The 19,196-nt window shown below is 36.6% G+C and carries 16 protein-coding genes; 4 read left to right on the plus strand and 12 right to left on the minus strand.

The annotated features are described in order from the left end of the window. The first annotated feature begins 2 nt into the window (after positions 1-2). Together FD31_RS11545 and FD31_RS11550 are read left to right on the plus strand one after the other, a co-directional pair. Positions 3-815, plus strand: a complete 813-nt coding sequence (locus tag FD31_RS11545; RefSeq protein WP_083483661.1) for an ABC transporter permease subunit — start codon at positions 3-5, stop codon at positions 813-815. Next, positions 815-1,537 carry an ABC transporter ATP-binding protein gene (locus tag FD31_RS11550; RefSeq protein ID WP_057892937.1) on the plus strand — a complete coding sequence of 241 codons (723 nt, stop codon included), beginning with the start codon at positions 815-817 and terminating at the stop codon, positions 1,535-1,537. The genes FD31_RS11545 and FD31_RS11550 overlap by 1 nt, the downstream gene beginning before the upstream one ends. A 47-nt stretch (positions 1,538-1,584) precedes the next feature. On the opposite strand, the gene FD31_RS11555 is transcribed toward FD31_RS11550, so the two are convergent. From FD31_RS11555 to FD31_RS11585, 7 genes are all read right to left on the minus strand, one after another. Next, complete coding sequence (locus tag FD31_RS11555) at positions 1,585-2,121, minus strand: helix-turn-helix domain-containing protein (RefSeq protein WP_057892938.1); 537 nt, start codon at positions 2,119-2,121, stop codon at positions 1,585-1,587. 15 nt (positions 2,122-2,136) lie between these two features. Then, positions 2,137-2,682 carry a helix-turn-helix domain-containing protein gene (locus tag FD31_RS11560; protein WP_057892939.1) on the minus strand — a complete coding sequence of 182 codons (546 nt, stop codon included), beginning with the start codon at positions 2,680-2,682 and terminating at the stop codon, positions 2,137-2,139. Positions 2,683-2,908: 226 nt separating this feature from the next. Beyond that, positions 2,909-3,886 (minus strand): aliphatic sulfonate ABC transporter substrate-binding protein, encoded by a 978-nt coding sequence (locus FD31_RS11565; RefSeq protein WP_057892940.1) that lies wholly within the window; start codon positions 3,884-3,886, stop codon positions 2,909-2,911. Beyond that, positions 3,883-5,400 carry an AMP-binding protein gene (locus FD31_RS11570; protein ID WP_057892941.1) on the minus strand — a complete coding sequence of 506 codons (1,518 nt, stop codon included), beginning with the start codon at positions 5,398-5,400 and terminating at the stop codon, positions 3,883-3,885. Before FD31_RS11570 ends, FD31_RS11565 begins: the two co-directional genes overlap by 4 nt. Beyond that, positions 5,357-6,574 (minus strand): acyltransferase, encoded by a 1,218-nt coding sequence (locus tag FD31_RS11575; RefSeq protein ID WP_057892942.1) that lies wholly within the window; start codon positions 6,572-6,574, stop codon positions 5,357-5,359. The genes FD31_RS11570 and FD31_RS11575 overlap by 44 nt, the downstream gene beginning before the upstream one ends. A 473-nt stretch (positions 6,575-7,047) precedes the next feature. Continuing rightward, a complete protein-coding gene (gene argH, locus FD31_RS11580) occupies positions 7,048-8,430 on the minus strand; it encodes an argininosuccinate lyase (RefSeq protein ID WP_057892943.1) in 1,383 nt (460 codons plus the stop codon). Further along, positions 8,427-9,671, minus strand: coding sequence for an argininosuccinate synthase (locus tag FD31_RS11585; protein WP_275472404.1), 1,245 nt, complete (start codon positions 9,669-9,671; stop codon positions 8,427-8,429). The genes argH and FD31_RS11585 overlap by 4 nt, the downstream gene beginning before the upstream one ends. A 501-nt stretch (positions 9,672-10,172) precedes the next feature. On the opposite strand from FD31_RS11585, the gene FD31_RS11590 reads away from it, so the two are divergent. Then, the gene (locus FD31_RS11590) at positions 10,173-10,436 is read left to right on the plus strand and encodes a hypothetical protein (protein ID WP_057892945.1); all 264 of its coding nucleotides are present in this window, start codon (positions 10,173-10,175) and stop codon (positions 10,434-10,436) included. Positions 10,437-10,515: 79 nt separating this feature from the next. Here FD31_RS11590 and FD31_RS11595 read toward each other — a convergent pair whose 3' ends face one another. The 4 genes from FD31_RS11595 to FD31_RS11610 form a co-directional block, all read right to left on the minus strand. Then, positions 10,516-12,822 carry a glycosyl hydrolase family 65 domain-containing protein gene (locus tag FD31_RS11595; protein WP_057892946.1) on the minus strand — a complete coding sequence of 769 codons (2,307 nt, stop codon included), beginning with the start codon at positions 12,820-12,822 and terminating at the stop codon, positions 10,516-10,518. A gap of 113 nt (positions 12,823-12,935) precedes the next feature. Next, a complete protein-coding gene (locus FD31_RS11600; protein WP_057892947.1) occupies positions 12,936-13,745 on the minus strand; it encodes an SDR family NAD(P)-dependent oxidoreductase in 810 nt (269 codons plus the stop codon). Between the two features lie 734 nt (positions 13,746-14,479). Beyond that, positions 14,480-16,816 carry a glycoside hydrolase family 65 protein gene (locus FD31_RS11605; RefSeq protein WP_057892948.1) on the minus strand — a complete coding sequence of 779 codons (2,337 nt, stop codon included), beginning with the start codon at positions 16,814-16,816 and terminating at the stop codon, positions 14,480-14,482. A gap of 598 nt (positions 16,817-17,414) precedes the next feature. Further along, complete coding sequence (locus FD31_RS11610) at positions 17,415-17,669, minus strand: helix-turn-helix domain-containing protein (protein ID WP_057892949.1); 255 nt, start codon at positions 17,667-17,669, stop codon at positions 17,415-17,417. A 154-nt stretch (positions 17,670-17,823) separates the two neighbouring features. On the opposite strand from FD31_RS11610, the gene FD31_RS11615 reads away from it, so the two are divergent. Continuing rightward, entirely contained in the window at positions 17,824-18,048 is a 225-nt protein-coding gene (locus FD31_RS11615) for a helix-turn-helix domain-containing protein (RefSeq protein WP_057892950.1), read from the plus strand. A gap of 228 nt (positions 18,049-18,276) precedes the next feature. Here the strand turns inward: FD31_RS11615 and FD31_RS11620 are convergent, their stop codons facing one another. Next, on the minus strand, positions 18,277-18,765 hold the full coding sequence (locus tag FD31_RS11620) for a hypothetical protein (RefSeq protein WP_057892951.1): 489 nt from the start codon (positions 18,763-18,765) through the stop codon (positions 18,277-18,279). Positions 18,766-19,196: the final 431 nt, after the last annotated feature.

Consider the following 19,196-nt stretch of genomic DNA (forward strand, 5'->3'; position numbering starts at 1 on the left):
CAATGCAAAAACCAGTTTCGATTTCTACGACGCGCCGTAAAAAGTTCACTATTCCCGTCGATAAATTTTTGCCATTCTTAATTCCAATTATCGTGGTTTTATTATGGCAAGTTAGCAGCTCCCTTGGTTGGTTATCAAGTTCTGTTTTACCATCACCAATTGCTGTTTTCCAAGACGGTGTTAAATTAACTTTATCAGGCGAACTACCCAAAAATCTCAGTATCAGTCTTTACCGTGCCACTGTCGGTCTATTGATTGGTGGCGGTATCGGATTTCTTCTTGGCTTCATCAATGGGATGTCCAATACGAGTCGCTTATTATTCGATTCATCGATTCAAATGTTTCGGAACATCCCTCATCTAGCCCTTATTCCCCTAATTATTCTTTGGTTAGGAATTAACGAATCAGCCAAAATTTCTTTGGTTGCGATTGGAACAATGTTCCCTGTTTATATCAACACTTTCCACGGCATTCGTTCTGTTGATCCTGATTTGATAGAAATGGGTAAATCATATGATTTAACGAAAAAACAGCTATTTTTCAAAATAATTTTCCCTGCTGCTTTACCACAAATTCTCGTTGGTATTCGCTACGCACTAGGTGTAATGTGGACAACCTTAATCGTTGCCGAAACCATTTCTGCTAGTTCAGGTATCGGTTATATGGCCAACAATGCGGAAGATTTCGTCGATATGGAAACAGTCGTTTTATGTATCGTCGTTTACGCAGTTCTCGGAAAAATTTCTGATTTAATTGCCAAGAGTTTCGAAAGTCTCTTACTTGAATGGCAAAATACTGGAAGGAGTAATGCTTAATGAATAATACAATGATTTCAATTAAAAATATTAATAAAACATATAACAATTTGACTGCTTTGCACGACGTTAATCTCGATATCAACCAAGGTGAATTTATTGCTTTGGTCGGAATGAGCGGTGGTGGTAAAAGTACTCTCTTACGTCTAATTGCTGGGTTAGAACAGCCAACTGCCGGTTCAGTCACGATTGACCAATCCGACACTAAAACGTTGATGCGTGTAATGTTTCAAGAAGATCGATTGCTACCCTGGATGTCCGTTTTAGACAATTTATCATTTGGTTCAAAGGATAAAAACACTAAAGCGCATGCTCAGGAACTACTCGAATTAGTTGAATTAGGCGATTATGCCGACCACTATCCAACCCAATTATCTGGTGGACAAAAGCAACGAGTGGCACTAGCTAGAGCATTAATGAGTCATCCTAAAATTTTATTGTTGGACGAACCACTGGGAGCCTTGGATGCTTTGACCAGACGTAAGATGCAAGATTTAATCCTCGATATTTGTCAGAAACAAAATCTAACAACTATCCTCGTAACCCATGATGTCGAAGAAGCTGCCCGTATGGCTGATCGAATTATCGTGATGAAAGATTCAACTAATTCTTATGAAGAAGACTGCCCTAAGAATCGAAATGCAGGTCAAATTGGCATTGTGGCTGACAGAGTTTTGGGTGAGATTTTGAATGAAAAACCACTTGAAGTTAAGACAGCATAAAAAAATGATCATACTCCACAAACGGATTATGATCATTTTTTGATGTTCTACTTATTATACAAATTAGTACCCTCGGTAAATCCCTTCAATAAATCTGGCACTCCATGCATAATAAACGGTACTAAAACAGCCACTAACAAGAGTATTCCAAAAAAGACAGCTTTCTTATTCAAACTCTTGTTGAACATTCTCCAATTGATATTAGCAATAAAACAAAAAAAACTAATCAGTCCCACATCGGGCAACCAATTATCAATACTAGCAATCGATATGCCTCCGCTATAAATAATAATTAGGCCAATCAATACAATTCCCAATCCCACGGTAAAAATAGTCTCTGTCTTACTCAATCGAATTTTGTCATCTTCAAATTTATTCATCAATTCTTCATCCCCTCGAATCAATTCATCTAAGGAAACACCGAACAAGTCACTGATTGCAATCACATTACTAAAGCTTGGCAATGTTGCTCCATTCTCCCACTTTGAAATTGATTGCCGGGAAATATTTAACTTATCTGCTAATTCATTTTGTGACATATCGTGTAGTTTTCGTTGCTTTTGTAATTGATCACCGATTCTCATAATCATGTTTCCTTTCTATTTATAGAGATTGTTGTAAAAGCCCTGACGGTCAGTCATTCCGTGCAAAATATCAGGAATCTCATGCATTATGAACGGTATTAGGAAAGCCACTAAAAATAATATTCCAAAAAAGACTGCTTTCTTATTTATACTTTTATTAAACGCACTCCATTTAATATTGAAAATAAAACCGAAGAACCCAATCAGACCTATAACAGACGACCAATCATCAATACTCGTCACAGAAATTCCGTTGCTGTAAATAACTATCAGACTGATAAAAACTAAAGATAATCCTATCGTAAAAATAGTCTCGGTCTTACTCAATCTAATCTTGTCATCTTCAAATTTACTCATCAGCTCTTCATCCCCTCGAATCAACTCATCTAAGGAAACACCAAACAAATCGCTAATCGCAATCACATTACTAAAACTTGGTAGCGTCGCACCATTTTCCCACTTTGAAATTGATTGGCGAGAAATATGCAGCTTATCTGCTAATTCATTTTGTGACATATTATGTAATTTTCGTTGTTTTTGTAATTGATCACCGATTCTCATAATCATGTCCCCCTTGATTGATTCCAATTGTACGTGTAACGGCGAATTTTGCAGAGAACCTGACGGTTGCTTTTGCAATGTAAAGCAGTTAATACCCATTATGCCACCGTTATATGTCGTGATTAAACCACAAAAAGAAAATCCACCTCAAAAAGACTCTTGATTCTGGAGGCAACAAACAAAAAAGCCGACTCTACGAGTCGACCTTCATCATTTAATTTATTCATTATTTGTAATCTCCTGAGTCACTAATTGTGACTTTATTTTCAATTAAATTTTCTTCATAGAACAAATCAGCTATTTGTTGTTCTTCTTTGGCATATGTACTGTTCATTGCACTAATACCATAAGTTCGACGATCAACCATCTTCTTAACGACCGCCTTCGAAACTTTGAGTGACTTACTCATCATCGTAATCAATTCACTATGATTGTTGTTAGCCCAGACCATGTCTTCTTCCAAATACTTAATCAAATACTTAGAAACCTCAGTGTTTTCTTTAGCATAACTTGCCATAGCTAGAACATAATCACGATTATTCGTAATACCAACACCGTTTGTTAACAACTTAGCATTTTGAGTAATTTCCGCTTGTGAAGTATATGGATCCCATGTTGCCCAAGCATCAACCTTACCTTTAGCAAACGCAACACTGGCACTGGATTGATCCATATTGACCCAAGTGACGTCACTGGCACTCAAACCAGCTTTCTTCAAGGCAGCTAGTAACATGTATTGCGAACTAGTTCCCTTTGTATAGGCAACTTTCTTACCCTTCAAATCCTTGATCGACGAAATACTTGAGGTCTTCTTCACAAGAATTCCCGAGCCTTTAGCTTTCGAAGAACCTGCTGCCACATAGGTTAACTTGGTCCCAGTTGAAAGTGCGGAAACAGGTGGTGTATCACCAGTTCTAGCATAATCGACACTACCTGCCTTTAAAGCTTGCATCAAAGAACTACCATCTTGAAATTCTTTCCAGACAACTTTATAACCTTTAGCTTTCATCTTTTTGGCAAATTCACCACGTTGTTTAGCAATATCAAACGGATCACCTTTTTGATAACCAATTGTGACTGTCTGCAAATCTGAACTGGCAGCACCAGCATCGGTTTGTTTAAAGCCATAGACAGCAATGACTGCCCAGAAAACTAAAACAAGACTGATGATTAATTTTTTGAATTTTCTCTGTTTTTTGCTCATCCCACGCTCCTGATTAAGTTTGACATGACTTGTTCACGTAATTTTAAACGAATTACTTTGCCAGTTGCATTACGAGGGTAATCTTCAACAAAGAAAATTCGTGTTGGCTGCTCATAATTAGCTAAAGTTGCTTGAGCATGTGCCATAATTTTCTGACGTTCTAATTCTTCAGCTTGTTGTCCTTGACTGATAACCACAGCAGTAACGGCCTCGCCATATAGTGAATCTGGTGTCCCAATTACTGAAACTTCTTTAATGAAATTCAATTGACTGAGTGAATTCTCAACTTGAGCTGGAGCAACTTTTTCACCACCGTGATTGATAATATCCTTCTTACGGCCTTTCACGAATAAATAGCCATCTTCATCCAAATAACCGAGATCACCTGTCAAAAACCAACCATTTTTAAACGAATTGGGATGTGGATCAAGATAATCAGCAATCACATGGTCGCCGCGAACAATAATTTCACCCAGTTGATTAGGTGCATGAACTATTTTTCTATCAACCATAATTTCAACGTCAGTTTTAAATGCTTTCCCTGCTGAACCAACTTTGGGTGCATCGAAAGGATTAATCGTACATTGGCTAGCTGTTTCTGTCATACCGTAGCCTTCCAAAATTGTAGTATGGAAGCGTGTTTGAAAAGCAGTTAACTTATCAAGTGGTAAGGCAAATGAGGAACATCTGACAAATCTCAATCTGATGTCATCGCTGTAATTTGCGTTCGCTGCTTGATTAATCAATAAAATATTAATGATTGTCGGCACTACTGATACCCATGTAACGCCGTTGTCACGAACTTGATTCCAAAATTTTGAAGCACTGAATTTATTTGTAATGACGATTTTCCCGCCAGATAAGCGAGTCGAAAGAATTGAAACGGCTTGAGCATTAATGTGAAACATGGGCATGACAACCATGGTTGTATCTAAAGCAGTCATTTTATGACTTTCAATATCATGTTCAACTCCATTCAAAAGTAACCCATGCGTTAAACCAACACGTTTAGGTTTACCCGTTGTACCCGAAGTATTCATAATCAAGGCCAAATCATCTTCATCAGGGACCCGAGCATCATTACCCATCAGTTGACGATCACGAATGATATGTAATAAGGGATAGGTTTGTAAATGTAACGCCGTTACGATTGCTAAACGGTCATCTAAAGCAGCGTTGACTAGCTCTTGTCCAACAATTGAGGCCACATATTCGTGTTCATCTAACTCTTGTTGTAATTCCAGTTCCGGGGTCGTGGCTGCAATTGGGTGCATAACTGCTCCAACTTCCCACAAAGCTTGAGTTATCACTGGATAGGCAGCGGTATTAGGTAAACAGACGAGTACAACATCGCCTCTACCTATATGTAAATCTAAAAACTCTTCACGAAGTGATCTAACATCATCCGCAATTTCATAACCGTTAAACCACCGATTCAATGTTTCATCTTTAATGATGGGTTGATTCATATTATTCTCTAACTGTTTGTTTAATTGATTTGTTATTTTCGACATTTTCTTTTACTCCTTTAACTTCTTTGCGAGCCTTACTGAGGTGCCACTGTGGACGACCAATCAATGCTCCAAATGGCGGAACTTTGTAACAGAACCACGAAATCAAGAATGCTCCACCTAAGACGAATGCGTATCCGACTGGTAATAGTAGCAACATGACATACGATGGTAATTTAATAACACTTAAAATTCCGTATAAAACTGTAATGGGAATCGTTTGGGTTAAGTAAATTCCAAATGAAACTTTGGACATATTTTTAATTATTTTATCGAGCCAATGTGGAAAAGTGGTTTCCCTGGCATGGGCGTATTGCCGACCAATCCAGAAAACAAAAGCAATCATGAAGGTGTCATAAATGAAGATATATGGTTGGTGAATTGATTCAGTTGCTCCCATACTCAACTTCAAAATCTTGAGATTTCCGAAGAATAAAGCTATGGTTCCAAGAGCCAAAACTAAGGTTGACCAACCAATCACGCGATGATTTTTCTCAATAAAACGGTCAACTTCATCGTAATGAATCGCTACAAATGCTCCGGTCACAAAGTAAAATTGGTAAACCAAAATATTCATTCCGTAAGCTCTAAATAAGTACCACCAACTACTACGATCAACACCTGGTAACCAATATTTAATTCCAATGACTAATAGCAGTTGAATCAAGGCACTACCTACTAAAATAGCCACGTGATGATTTTTCAATTTCTTAAACATGTAAACTAATAACGGAAAAATCAGGTACAACTGGAACGTGACCAAAATGTAGTACATGTAATATTTGTTACCGTGAATAATTGCATCAAATAAATTTTTAAAGTAATCTGGCCAATTTAAAGCTACGCCTGCGGTAATCGTTGCAAACCACATCAGAATAGCGTTCCAACCAATATACGGAATCCCAACACTGATATAACGTTTTTTCCAGAAGTTAAACCAATGAGGTTCCTTATTGTAATAATTCAGTACCAAAACGAGTCCCGTCATAAACATGAAACCCATTCTCGTAAAATGGAGCATCAAGTGAGTTGCCTCTAAGAAAAGCTCACTGCCTGATCCAGTCCCAACATTATTTTTAAAGGCCGTCGTTGTATGGTTCAACAACACCCCTGCGATAAAGAGAACACGCATTAGATCAACTTCATAAAGATATTTTTTCTTTTTTGTTTGTGCCAAAAGCTCACCTCTGTTGCTTGTTTATTATTTAAAGATTGATTTTAAAACTGCCGCTTCCGGTTGGGAGAGATTAAGTCTGCTGTGGGACCGACTCGAGCCAAGGTCTCGAGTCTCGATTTAATCTCTCCCAACCTCCAGCTAAATCACTTTTTATTGACTAATCATTAAAATATTTGAGCACCTGTTTGATGAGCTTTCTTTTTTCGATTTGGTATTGGCAATGTTAGCTGGAAGCTTTGAATTTTTCTTTTCTTCAAAAGCATATCTAAGTTATAGCATCCTAGTGGTGGCGGGGTCTTGATGATTGAATAAGGTTAATATAAGAAAATCTTAGAGTGGTCCTTATGATAAAAAAAGCGTGGAACGAAACGTAGCCTTTTCCACTTAAAACAAATAGCCCAAGCAATCCAAAATCGGATTACTTGGGCTATTTGCCTTAATGCTCGAAAGCTGAACATGTTTTGTCCCACTCTCTAATTATTTAATTCAGTCAATGCTTGATCAATTTGCATTTGAACTTGCTTAAAGCCGGTACCACCGAAGGAATTTCTTCTTTCGACCGCTACTTCTGGTTTTAATTCTTCATACACGTCTTCTTCAATCAATGGTGAAATTTCTTTGAACTCGGTCATTGAGATATCTTGAAGATTTTTACCTGTCTGGATTCCCTTTAAAACTAACTCTCCCACGATGCCATGGGCTTGTCTGAATGGAATTCCTTTGTTAGCTAGGTAATCAGCTAATTCAGTTGCATTGGAAAAATCGTGTGTCGTTGCCTTGTACATGTTCTCTTTTTTAACTTTAACAGTAGCAAGCATGCCGTTGAATACTCTCAAAGCTGGCAGAATAGTTTTGACGGTATCAAAAACACCTTCCTTGTCTTCTTGTAAATCTTTGTTATAAGCCAAAGGTAAAGATTTCATAGTTGAAAGCAATCCTAGGAGATGTCCAAAAACACGTCCACTTTTACCACGGATCAATTCCGCCATGTCGGGATTCTTTTTTTGCGGCATGATGGAACTTCCTGTCGTATACTTGTCACTCAGTTCCAAATAGTTGAACTCGTAGCTGACCCACATACTCAGCTCTTCACAAAAACGGGACAGATGCATCATCAAGATAGATGCGTTACTGAGAAATTCTAGAGCAAAATCACGGTCAGAGACAGCATCCAACGAATTGTTGTAAATATCAGCAAAGCCTAACTCTTCGGCCGTAAATTGGCGGTCAATTGGGAAAGTGGTGCCGGCTAACGCTGCTGCTCCTAAAGGTGAAATATCAGTATGCTTTTGATTAAATTCAAATCTTTCCACATCACGTTTAAGCATTGAGTAATATGCCATCAAATAGTGACCATAAGAAATTGGTTGAGCATGTTGTAAATGCGTATAACCTGGCATAATCGTTTCAACATTTTCAGAAGCTAATTTAACCAAAGTTGTTTGAATCGTTTTGATTTCAGCAATAATTTGCGGCAAACGATTCTTAACATATAAATGAAAATCGGTCGCAACTTGATCATTACGTGAACGGCCAGTATGTAATTTTCCAGCTACTGGTCCGATTCGATCAGTTAAAATACTTTCAATATTCATATGAATATCTTCGTTTTCAACTGTAAAATGCAATTTATTTTGATGAAGGTCAGTTTGAATGCTTTCCAAGCCATCAATAATTTGTTGCACATCGGTTGGGCTTAAAATACCTGTCTTTTGTAACATTTTGACGTGTGCCAAGGAACCTTCGATATCTTCATCGGCCATCAACTGGTCAAAACTGATAGAAGCACCAAATTCATCTACCCAAGAGTCGGCTTGAGCGGAGAATCTACCTCCCCAGAGTTTGGCTGTACTCATTGGTTTACCTCAGTTTTATCAACATTGGCTTGATTAGCTTTGGCTTTTGCAGCAACTTGAGCAGAAACTTGCGTTGGCAAGCCCCAAAGTTTAATGAATCCTTGGGCAGCTTCTTGATCGAAGGAATCAGCTGAAGTATAAGTTGCCAAATCTTTATCATAAAGTGAATTTGGTGACTTACGTCCTTGAACCCAAACGTTACCCTTAAATAACTTCAATTTAATAGTTCCGTTAACGGTCTTTTGACTTTCGTGCAAGAATGCCAACAACGATTCCATCAATGGCGAGAACCACAAGCCGTTATAAATCGTGTCACTCAATTCTTTTTCAATATATGGTTTGAAATGAGCCAAGTCACGTTCCAAAGTTAAATCTTCAAGCTCTTTATGAGCCTTCATTAAGACTTCTGCAGCAGGTGTTTCGTAAACTTCACGAGACTTAATACCAACCAAACGATTTTCAATATGATCGATTCGACCGATACCATTTTCGCCAGCAACGACGTTCAATTCTTGAATCATATCAGCCAACTTCATTGCTTCACCGTCTAATTTAACGGGTACACCGTGTTCAAATTCAATTTCAATACTAGTTGGTTCATCAGGCGTTTTTTCAATTGGAGTAGTAATGTCAAACGCATCTTCAGGAGCTTCATTCCAAGGGTCTTCCAAAACACCACATTCGTTGGCACGGCCCCAAATATTGGCATCGATTGAGTATGGTGAGTCCAAATCAATTGGAATAGGAATATTGTGTTCCTTAGCGTATTCAATTTCTTCTTCACGTGACCAGTGCCAATCACGAACGGGACCAAGCACAGTCATTTCTGGTGCCAAAGCATGGATAGCAACTTCAAAACGAACTTGGTCGTTACCCTTTCCGGTACAGCCATGGGCAATGGCAACTGCATCGTTTTCTCGGGCAATTTCTACTAACTTTTTACTAATAAGAGGTCGGGATAGAGCAGAGAGAAGTGGATAAATACCTTCATAGAGGGTATGTCCTTGTAAAGCTACGAGTGCGTAATCATCGGCGAATTCATCTAAAGCGTCAATTGCAAAAGCATCAACCGCACCGGCATCAATTGCTTTGTTCTTGATAAACTCAAGATCTTTTCCTTCACCAACATTGATACAACATGCAATCACGTCGTATCCTTTATTCTTTAACCACGGAATGGCCACCGATGTATCCAATCCGCCGGAATATGCTAAAACTACTTTCTTTGTCTCTGTCATAATATGATCTCCTCTTATTAGAAAAAAATTAATTGTTGAAAAAGATACTATCATCATCGACGGCCTTTTTCAACAATTAAATTAGAGGAATATTAGAAAAATTAGAGAAATATGTTAAATTCTTGCTTCTTCCGGCTATTTTCCCTTTGTTTTTGATTAAACGTAAATAAATTGGAATATTACTGTTTGGCCTGATTATTTTTTCGTCGATGATGAATAGAATATCAAGTTCATATTATTTTGNTTTTCCCTTTGTTTTTGATTAAACGTAAATAAATTGGAATATTACTGTTTGGCCTGATTATTTTTTCGTCGATGATGAATAGAATATCAAGTTCATATTATTTTGTATAACACCTTGACCGGGACCAGTAAGCTCTCGTCATAACTAAAAACTCTCACATCAAGATAGAAACTAAAGTTGTAGGTCATCAACTTTCATGCTAATTCATCGAATCTTGAGTACTTTACTCGTATAATATGAATGCAATGAGGTGACTGACAATGGACAAAAAAAGAATGCAAATCACACTAGACTCCTATGACAAAGAGAATGCTGAAAAAATGGTACGTGCAGAATATGGACTTAGTCTCAATCAATATATGGTCATGGAGACCAAGAAATTAGCTAATCAATATTTAAGTGAAGACTATGTTTCACCAGAAACGCAATCTGTAATTGATCAAGCTGTTACTGGAACTCTTAAGACATCTAAACCACAAAGCGCAGATGACTTTTTGAAAAATTTAGGTATTACCGTTGAGTAAGATAAGAATTGAACGAACCCATCAGTTTGGAAAAAATATTAAAAGCAATTAGTCTTGCTCCCAAAAGCGGAACCCCACCTCAAATACCGATTAAAATACGTTCTTCCGGTTCAACATTATAAACATGACCATGATAAACAAATTTTATTTTTCCATCCGATGTCACTGAAAAACACTTATGGGTTACAGATACATCGATCTTACTACCCTGCCAAACAATCGAATATTTCAGAGAATTCCAAGTGCTAGGAATATGCGGCTGAATATGTAACTGACCTTTGACTGTTCTAACACCACCAAATCCTTCAATTACAACTTTCCACGTGCCGGCTAATCCCGCCATATGAATTCCTTTAACTGATGAATTCATATTGGTTCCTAGATCAATCTGACAATTCTTCTCAAAGTATTCGAAGGCTTTATTATAAAGTCCAATATCATTGGCTAAAATTGCATGTGTTGAAAATGACAATGATGAATCATGAATGGTTTTGGGTTCGTAATAATCCCAGTTTTTCTTAATCACATCTTTGGAAAACTTATCTTCAAATAGCAGCAACAACAACATAACATCTGCTTGTTTCGTTACTTGTAATTTATCCAACTGTTTCAAATCAAAATCTCTAAAAATTTCGGAAACATTATCGGAAGTGCGATATTTATTAACATTGATTTTTTGATATGACAAATAATTATCATCTTGAGCGATAATGTCATCATTATTTGGTTGTGGTAAATAAAGTTTGGCTGCTTTTTGAATCAATTCCTTAACTAACTTTGATAAATCCATTTTCTGATCCAATTTATCGTAAGTCATCAAATCATTTTGGCGTAAATCGGTAATAATTTCGGCACCCTTTTTCATACACCAGTGGACCATATAATTAGTAAAAGCATTGTTGGAAGCATGTTCCTTATACTCATCTGGACCGATTACATCAATAATTTCAAATTGATTTATTTCGGCGTTCCAAGTTACACGACTAGCCCAGAACTTAGCGCACTGCAAAATAATCTCATAACCCATGCGTCTAGCAAACTCATAGTCACCAGTATTCTTAATATATTGATAAACACCAAAGGCCACATCGCTAGTTACATGAATCTCAGTTTCACCAGATAAAATTTTCATCGGTTCGCCTGTAATAATATCGGCACTACCCCATAGTGGTGCGGATTCCGCGTCCTCTGGCATTGCGGCTTCCCACGGATATTGAGCACCGTGATAACCACCTTCACGCGCCTTTCTACGAGCACCAATCAAATTCAAATAACGATAAATCAATAAATTGTGTGCATATGATGGAATATTCAACATAAAAAATGGCATCATAAAAATTTCAGTATCCCAAAAAGCATGACCTTTATACCCTTCACCAGTCATCCCTTTGGCACCAATATTTTTACTATAATCACACGGCGCATTGGCGAACAATTGATAACGGGCATAGTTAACAGCAATTTGTGGTTTATTATTATGCGAAGAAATTTCCACAAAACTGTCATGCCAAATTTTTTCAGACCAAACTCGCGTAGAATCGGCCAACAATTTTTGATAATCCTCACGTCCTACATGTTCCAATTGCTTTAGACAATCCTTTGAAACATTGACTTGTAAGTCTTTATCATTGCTGGCAAAAACATTGGCATACTTAACAAAAGTCAGACATTGACCTTTTTCCACTTCAATTGAATAATTAGCAAAGATTTGCCGACGTTCCAACTGTAGCCGTGGATTTAAAGTCAATTCAGTCGTGTTTAAAAAGAGACGGTGATATTCGGTTAAGGCAAATTTAACTAAGGAATTCTGGGTACGTGTCTGCATCTGGACAAAACGAGCGTTGAAAAGCCGCTTATTTGCTTCAATAAAATGCTGTGTTCCACTATTCGTCTGCTGTCCATCAATGCCTGATTTAATCTGCAGCCGCGTATTCTCTAATAATGGCGTAATTTTAACTTCAGAAACAAATAAATGACAATTTGCCATCGAAACAAATCTTCGAAATTCAAAATGTAATTTATCTTTTCCACTTTGCCAATTAAACGTCCGGACAATCTCACCATTTCTCAAATTCAGTCCACGTTGATAGTCGGTCGTTTCGCCATGATTCAAACTCAACAATTTGCCATTAACTTGAATTTCCATATTAACAATGTCCGGTAAATTAGGTAATTCAGTCGCCTCATTTTCAAATTTATCGAAAGTTCCTAAGACGAACATATCACGTTTCTCATTTAAATATGGCTCTTCTAAGGACCCACGAATGCCTAGATAACCGTTGCCTTGGAACATTAATGATTCATATTTACTCAGATGAGGCGTATCTAGAGCCGTTACCCCAATCCACCAATCATCATCTTTTTTAGTAGCAATTCCAAATAGCATTATAACCATCTCTTTTATTTGTTTAAACATATAGTGATTATTAACCATAATATAGTTACTAAACCAAAAAAAGACAATCAAAACGCAATTTCAATTGTATTTTGATTGTCTTTTTATTTCATTAATCTATTTAATACTGCCCGATATGTATTAGGCATTGTCCGAGCAACCATTACCATGCCATGATCCATTATCGAGTGATAATATCTCCGTTTAGGACGAACATCGGTCGCTGCCGCATAAAATACTTTTGCCAAATCTTCTGAAGTGGCACCTGAACCAATTTTTCCAAAAAGATTTTCCAACTTGCCCACTAAATCAGTATATGGAGAATCATCCAACAAGTTCTTACGTGCGTTGTCTAAAGCAATCTGACTCCATTCTGACTTCGTTAATCCTGGTTGGACAACAACTGAACGAATGCCAAATTTATGAACTTCACTGTCCAAAACATCACTCCACATATTCAAGCCAGCTTTAGTAGCGTGATACCAGCCGCCAAGTGGACTATAAACATCCCCGGCAATTGAAGAAATATTGACGATACGACCAAACCCTTGATGTCTCATTACTGGCAAAACTAACTGTGTTATTTGATCAATACCAAATAAATTAACATCAAATTGTCGTTTAGCATTTTCAATTGGAACCTCTTCCAACGGACCATACTCACCATAACCAGCATTATTGATCAAAACATCAATGTTACCCTCTTCACTCATAACGTGATCAACCAAGCCACGAATAGACAATTTATCAGTCACATCCAGCTTTTGTGTATGGATACCTTGCTCTTGTAAATCAACCAAACGTTCAACACGACGAGCGCCACCATAAACTGCAAAACCTTGCTTTTGAAAATACAAAGCAGCCGCCCGACCCATGCCAGATGAGATTCCAGTAATAATCACTACTTTAGCCATAACAAATTCCTCCAAACTATTGCATTAGTTATATTTTAAACTATTGAGTTCAATTAAGTAGAACGTTTTCATTATTCGTGCTTATTAACTTAGAATGAGAAATTAAATATGTTGTATTTTGGGAGGAGGCCGCCAACGAGAGCAAGAAATTTTATGCTGCTGTGGGGACCGAGTCGAGCCAAGGTCTCGCCTCTCGATTTTGAACCTCGCACAATCCGCGAGTTTCAAAACTCGTCCCGTGGTGTAAGCACTAAAGTGCTAACGCCACCTGCACTGCTTCCTAAATTTCTTGCTCTCTTTGGCTAGCGGTTTAGTTGAGTCTATTTTAAAGTTACTCACTTAATCATAAAACTATAATTAATGATAATTTCTAACACAAAATATTATTTCTACGGCTATAAATAATTGAACATTGATTTTATACTTTTAATTTTCTTAGTTAGCTTTTTTCAAATACGAATACGATAATAATTTTTTTACAACCAAATTAAACTTAAATACACTAGCTGGAGGTGGCGAAGGATAAAGCCAGCAGTGGCAGTGGTGTTAGGACGGCCGATTTTGCCGTTCTTACAGCACTGGACGTGTTTTGAAATTTGCGCACTTTGCGAAGTTCAAAACCGAGACAGGAGACCTTGGCTCCTGTCGGTCCTCACAGCAGGCTTTATCCTTCGCCACCTCCTGCGGCATCAAAAAAAGACCAATAACTTAATATTGGTCCTCCGAAAAAATAGCTAATCCATAACAGTTTCTTCAACTGGTACTTCAATTTCAATTTTTGCATTGGCTGGAACTTGATATTCTTGACCGTGACTAACAAATTCAATTCCATCACCAATCACTTGTACAATCATTTTCTCATCAGCAATGCCAACTCTAACAACACTGCCTTGCCAATTAATCTGATACTTCAAACTTTGCCAACTAGCTGGTAGATGTGGTTCAATTCTTAATTTACCATTGTCCATTCTGACACCACCGAATCCTTCAACAGTCATATTCCAAAGTCCACCACAGGCCGCCATGTGCAGTCCTCGAATAGCTTTGCCAACATGCACTCCTAAATCAGTCTCACAGGACATTTCATAAAACTTGTAGGCTTCATCAGCTAATCCTAAATCACTCGCTAAAATCGAATGAATCGACTGCGATAAGGATGAATCGTGAGTTGTTTTAGGTTCGTAATAATTCCAGTTGCTTTGCTTGATATCATCGTCAAACATATTTTCAAATAAATAAATCAATAACAACACATCAGCTTGTTTCGTAATTTGCATCTCATTAATCTGTGTTAAATTATAAGATTTAAAAATCGTACTTACTTGATCATTAACTTGGAACTTTGTCACATCAAGCTGTTTTCTAGCCAAATATTGGTCATCTTCTGGAATGATACCTTCAATATTTGGTTGTGGTATATAAATACGATTAACCTGATTGATCCAGGCTTCATAAGTAGTTTCGAGATTCAACTTATTACTTAATTTGAGATAAAGCTCTGGATTCTCTTCTTTGATGAGATTGTAAACCTTGATGGCTCTTTGAATACACCATTGCGCCGTGTAATTAGTAAAGGCATTATTATCAACATGCTCTTTATATTCGTCCGGTCCAATCACATCATTAATTTCATAAACATCCCGTTCTTGATCATACTCAAGTCGACTACTCCAAAACTTAGCAGCATCAAGTATAATTTCATAACCCATGTTTTCGGCAAAATCTTGATCACCAGTAGCATTTAAGTAATCCATAATGGCAATCACAATATCACTCGTTACATGTTGTTCAATAAATCCTGACCAAATTTTCATTGGTTTCCCAGTCACAATATCAGCCGATCCCCAAAGTGGTGCTGTTTCACCATCAGTCGGATCAGCAGCTTCCCAAGGGAATTGGGCACCTTGATAGTTATTACCTTGCGCCTTTTTGTGTGCACCTTGTAATCCTAAATAACGATAAGTCAAAAGATTCTTCGCCACATCAGGCATTGTGAAAATATAATATGGCAACATAAAAATCTCTGTATCCCAGAAAGTATGACCTTTATATCCTTCACCAGTAATTCCTTTAGCACCAATATTCATCCGTGGATCATTTGGCGTATTCGTTGCTAATTGATAACGAGCAAAATTAATCGCTACTTGCGGTTTTTCATCCTCGGACTCAATTTGAACGTAGTTTTTTTGCCAAATATCTTTATTCCAAACACGTTCTGATTTTTGTAACAATTCATTGTAATTGCATAAACTAGCACGTTTTAAAGCTGCCACTGAATCGACCGCCAAAGTATCTTTTGGAACATCTTGATCAATACTCGTGTAAACATTGGCGTATTTAATTACTGTCAACGTTTGCCCTGCCTGCAAATCAACATCATAATTACCAAAAATTTGACGACGATTCATGTTTATATAAGGCTTAGCACCCAGTAAAACCTCATCAATATAAAGCTTATGTCTGACATTAAACACAAAATCAATATGTGATTGTTGCGTTTCAGCTTGCATCTGAATATATTGACCTTCATAAAGACGCTTATCGCCTTCCATCAAATGTTGTGATTCATCATTTGACTGACGACCATCAATCCCTGAACTAATCGCAATATTTAGTTCATCATCAACTGAAGTAATTTCAACTTGCGATACGAATAAATGCTTATTTTGCATCGAAATAAAGCGACGATATTTAAAGCTAATCCGCTTATCATTGATGAACCAATCAAACGTCCGTGTTAATTCACCATTTTTCATGTTTAAATACTTATGATAATTTGCTACTTGACCATCTTTTAAGCTGAGATTTTGGCGATCAATTTGAATCTCCATATTCATCAAATCAGGCAAATTAGGTAGCTCTGTCACTTCATTTGGAAAGGCGTCAAACGTCCCTGAAACAAACATATCACGTTGTTCGTGTAACTGTTTTTCTTCGGCTGCAGCTCTCATCCCCATATAGCCGTTACCTTGGAACATCACAGTTTCAAACTTGTTTATCATCTTCGAATCATAGTCATTAGTCCCGATATACCAACTGTTATTCTTATTTGTATCTACGCAAAATTTCATCTTCTCATCATCCAATCAAAAATTATTTTGCCTCAATACTGGTAATGTCCCGAACATGTTTAAACTTCCTCGAATACATTATAAACGATTTTATAATAAATATGAAAAATTTTACTTTTTGGTGGAGTTCCGCCTGCGGGTGCGTACGATAATGCCTGCTGTGGGACCGACTTGAGCCAAGGTCTCAAGTCTCGATTTTGAACTTCGCAAAGTACGCGAATTTCAAAATACGTCCTGTGGTGTAAGTGCTAAAGCACTAACACCACCATCACTGCTGGCATTATCATACGCACCCGAAGGCTAGTTTTTTGGGGATAATTGATATGTATTTTTATACTTCAGTATATTAATTAGAACCTAAAAAAAACAATTTAATATATATAATAACTTGTTCGAATGAATAATAATTTATTCTCATTTGAAATATTAATACAAAAGAAAATGATATTATCAGTAATCGAATATTTAAAAGAACTATTATCAAAATCAAAAAAACATATTATCCAATAACATAAACGCAGGGCGTGAAGTCGACCTATTTATTTAAAGACAAAAAAGAGCATACCAAATGATATGCCCTTCTTTATTCTCATTTCTTCTATCTTCTACTGTTGTTCTCTTTCAAGTTCTTTAAGATCAACTCTTGCAATTCGTTCAAGTCGACTCCATACAAATCTGATAATACGAATAACAATTCTCCATCGACAATCTTATTCTTATCAGTTTCAATAGCGCTCAAAACTGAAGTTGATGTTGAAAAGTTGTAGTCACTTTTTACCGTATCAACGACTTGTTGCAAGGTCATTTCTTTAAAGAATCTCTTAGTACGTAAATATCTTCCAATTGTCATCATATGTCAAATACAACCTATACCTTTCATATATGATATTTTAACCCAAAATATGACTTTTTCCAAAAAACTTATTGAAAAATTTGTAATTCTAGATTAACATGAACTTGTTCCTAAATTAAGGAAAACGATTTATATAGGGGAAATCAAATTTATTATGTATAACAATCAATATTTAAAAGCTTACTTCACTCTCAAAAAAATCAAGCAGAGTGACATTGCCGAACTACTTGGCAAATCCACATCGACCATTCGTAGAAAAAACGACGATCTTGGTTTCACTCAAAAGGAGATCTTACTGATCCATAATAAATATAATATTCCTATAGAAGCGTTTTTCTATGACAATACTGAGCATAAGGATAACAAAGATTTCTTATAGAAACCTTAAAATAACAAAAATAAACAAATTATTCTTGGAATAATTGCATTTATTATTATAGGCTTTTCAGTGTCAGATACTCCAGAATTTAACATCATAAATTCAATAAAAAATACCGTTCACTCGAAAATATACGAGTAAACGGTATTTTTATGTCAAATTAAGGATTTTCCTCTTTATCAAATAATAATTTGATCCATTTCGAGAATTGCCCTGACTTAGACGAAATTATTGATTAATATCTTGTTGCAATTGGTTCAATTGCCCATTGCCAGATAATTTTTGATACTGCTGATATGCCTGATACCAATTACCAGAACTGACGGCCTGACGTAATGCGGTGTAATTATCATTGGAAAAAATTTCTTGCGCTGCTCTTTGTGACTGATCTTTCGATAATGAAGATGAACTCTCAATTAAATTAGCCGCTTGGGTTTGATCATTAGCAGCCGACATAATTTGTGACATTTTTTTCTTACCTAAAACTGAAGCAGCCCGATCGATTTTCTTATCTTTCGTAGCATCGCCAGTTTTCTTAGATTTAACTTTCTTAACCAATTCCGATTTAACGACCTTATCACTCGCCGTATCGTTTCCGGTTGCATTACGAATCATATTATTCAACGGGAAGAAAAAAACGACACAGAGTACTAAAATCACCAAAATAGACACGATAGTAATAATTAATGGTTTCTTACTTTTCCTACGATGACGCATATAATCACCCTTTTTCTACAAATATCTTAACACTTTTTAATTTTAAGTTTTTTCACCATAACAGTGTCGAATCAGTATGACATTATGTCTAATCCATTGCCAGCAAAATTCCCAATTAAATATGTCATCTTTAGAATTGAGAAATCTTTTTATGACTTTAAATTTCTTGAAATGAATGCGATATATTCGTTTATAGCAGGTTTCTAATTAGAATTCGTGGTAACAATCAAACTAACACTACGTGTATTTCGTATACATTTATTTTATTGTTTATTACTAATACTCATATAAATAAAGGTTGAAAGACTCAAAACATACTTTAAGTCCTGATGCTCTAGTCATCATTGACACAAAATTAACCAAGCTTAATATCAAAATTTACTCTTAATCCAAAGCAAAGAATAAACAAGCCGGAAGAAGCAAGAATTTAG

The sequence above is a fragment of the Companilactobacillus nantensis DSM 16982 genome, assembly GCF_001435815.1.
GTDB lineage: Bacteria > Bacillota > Bacilli > Lactobacillales > Lactobacillaceae > Companilactobacillus > Companilactobacillus nantensis.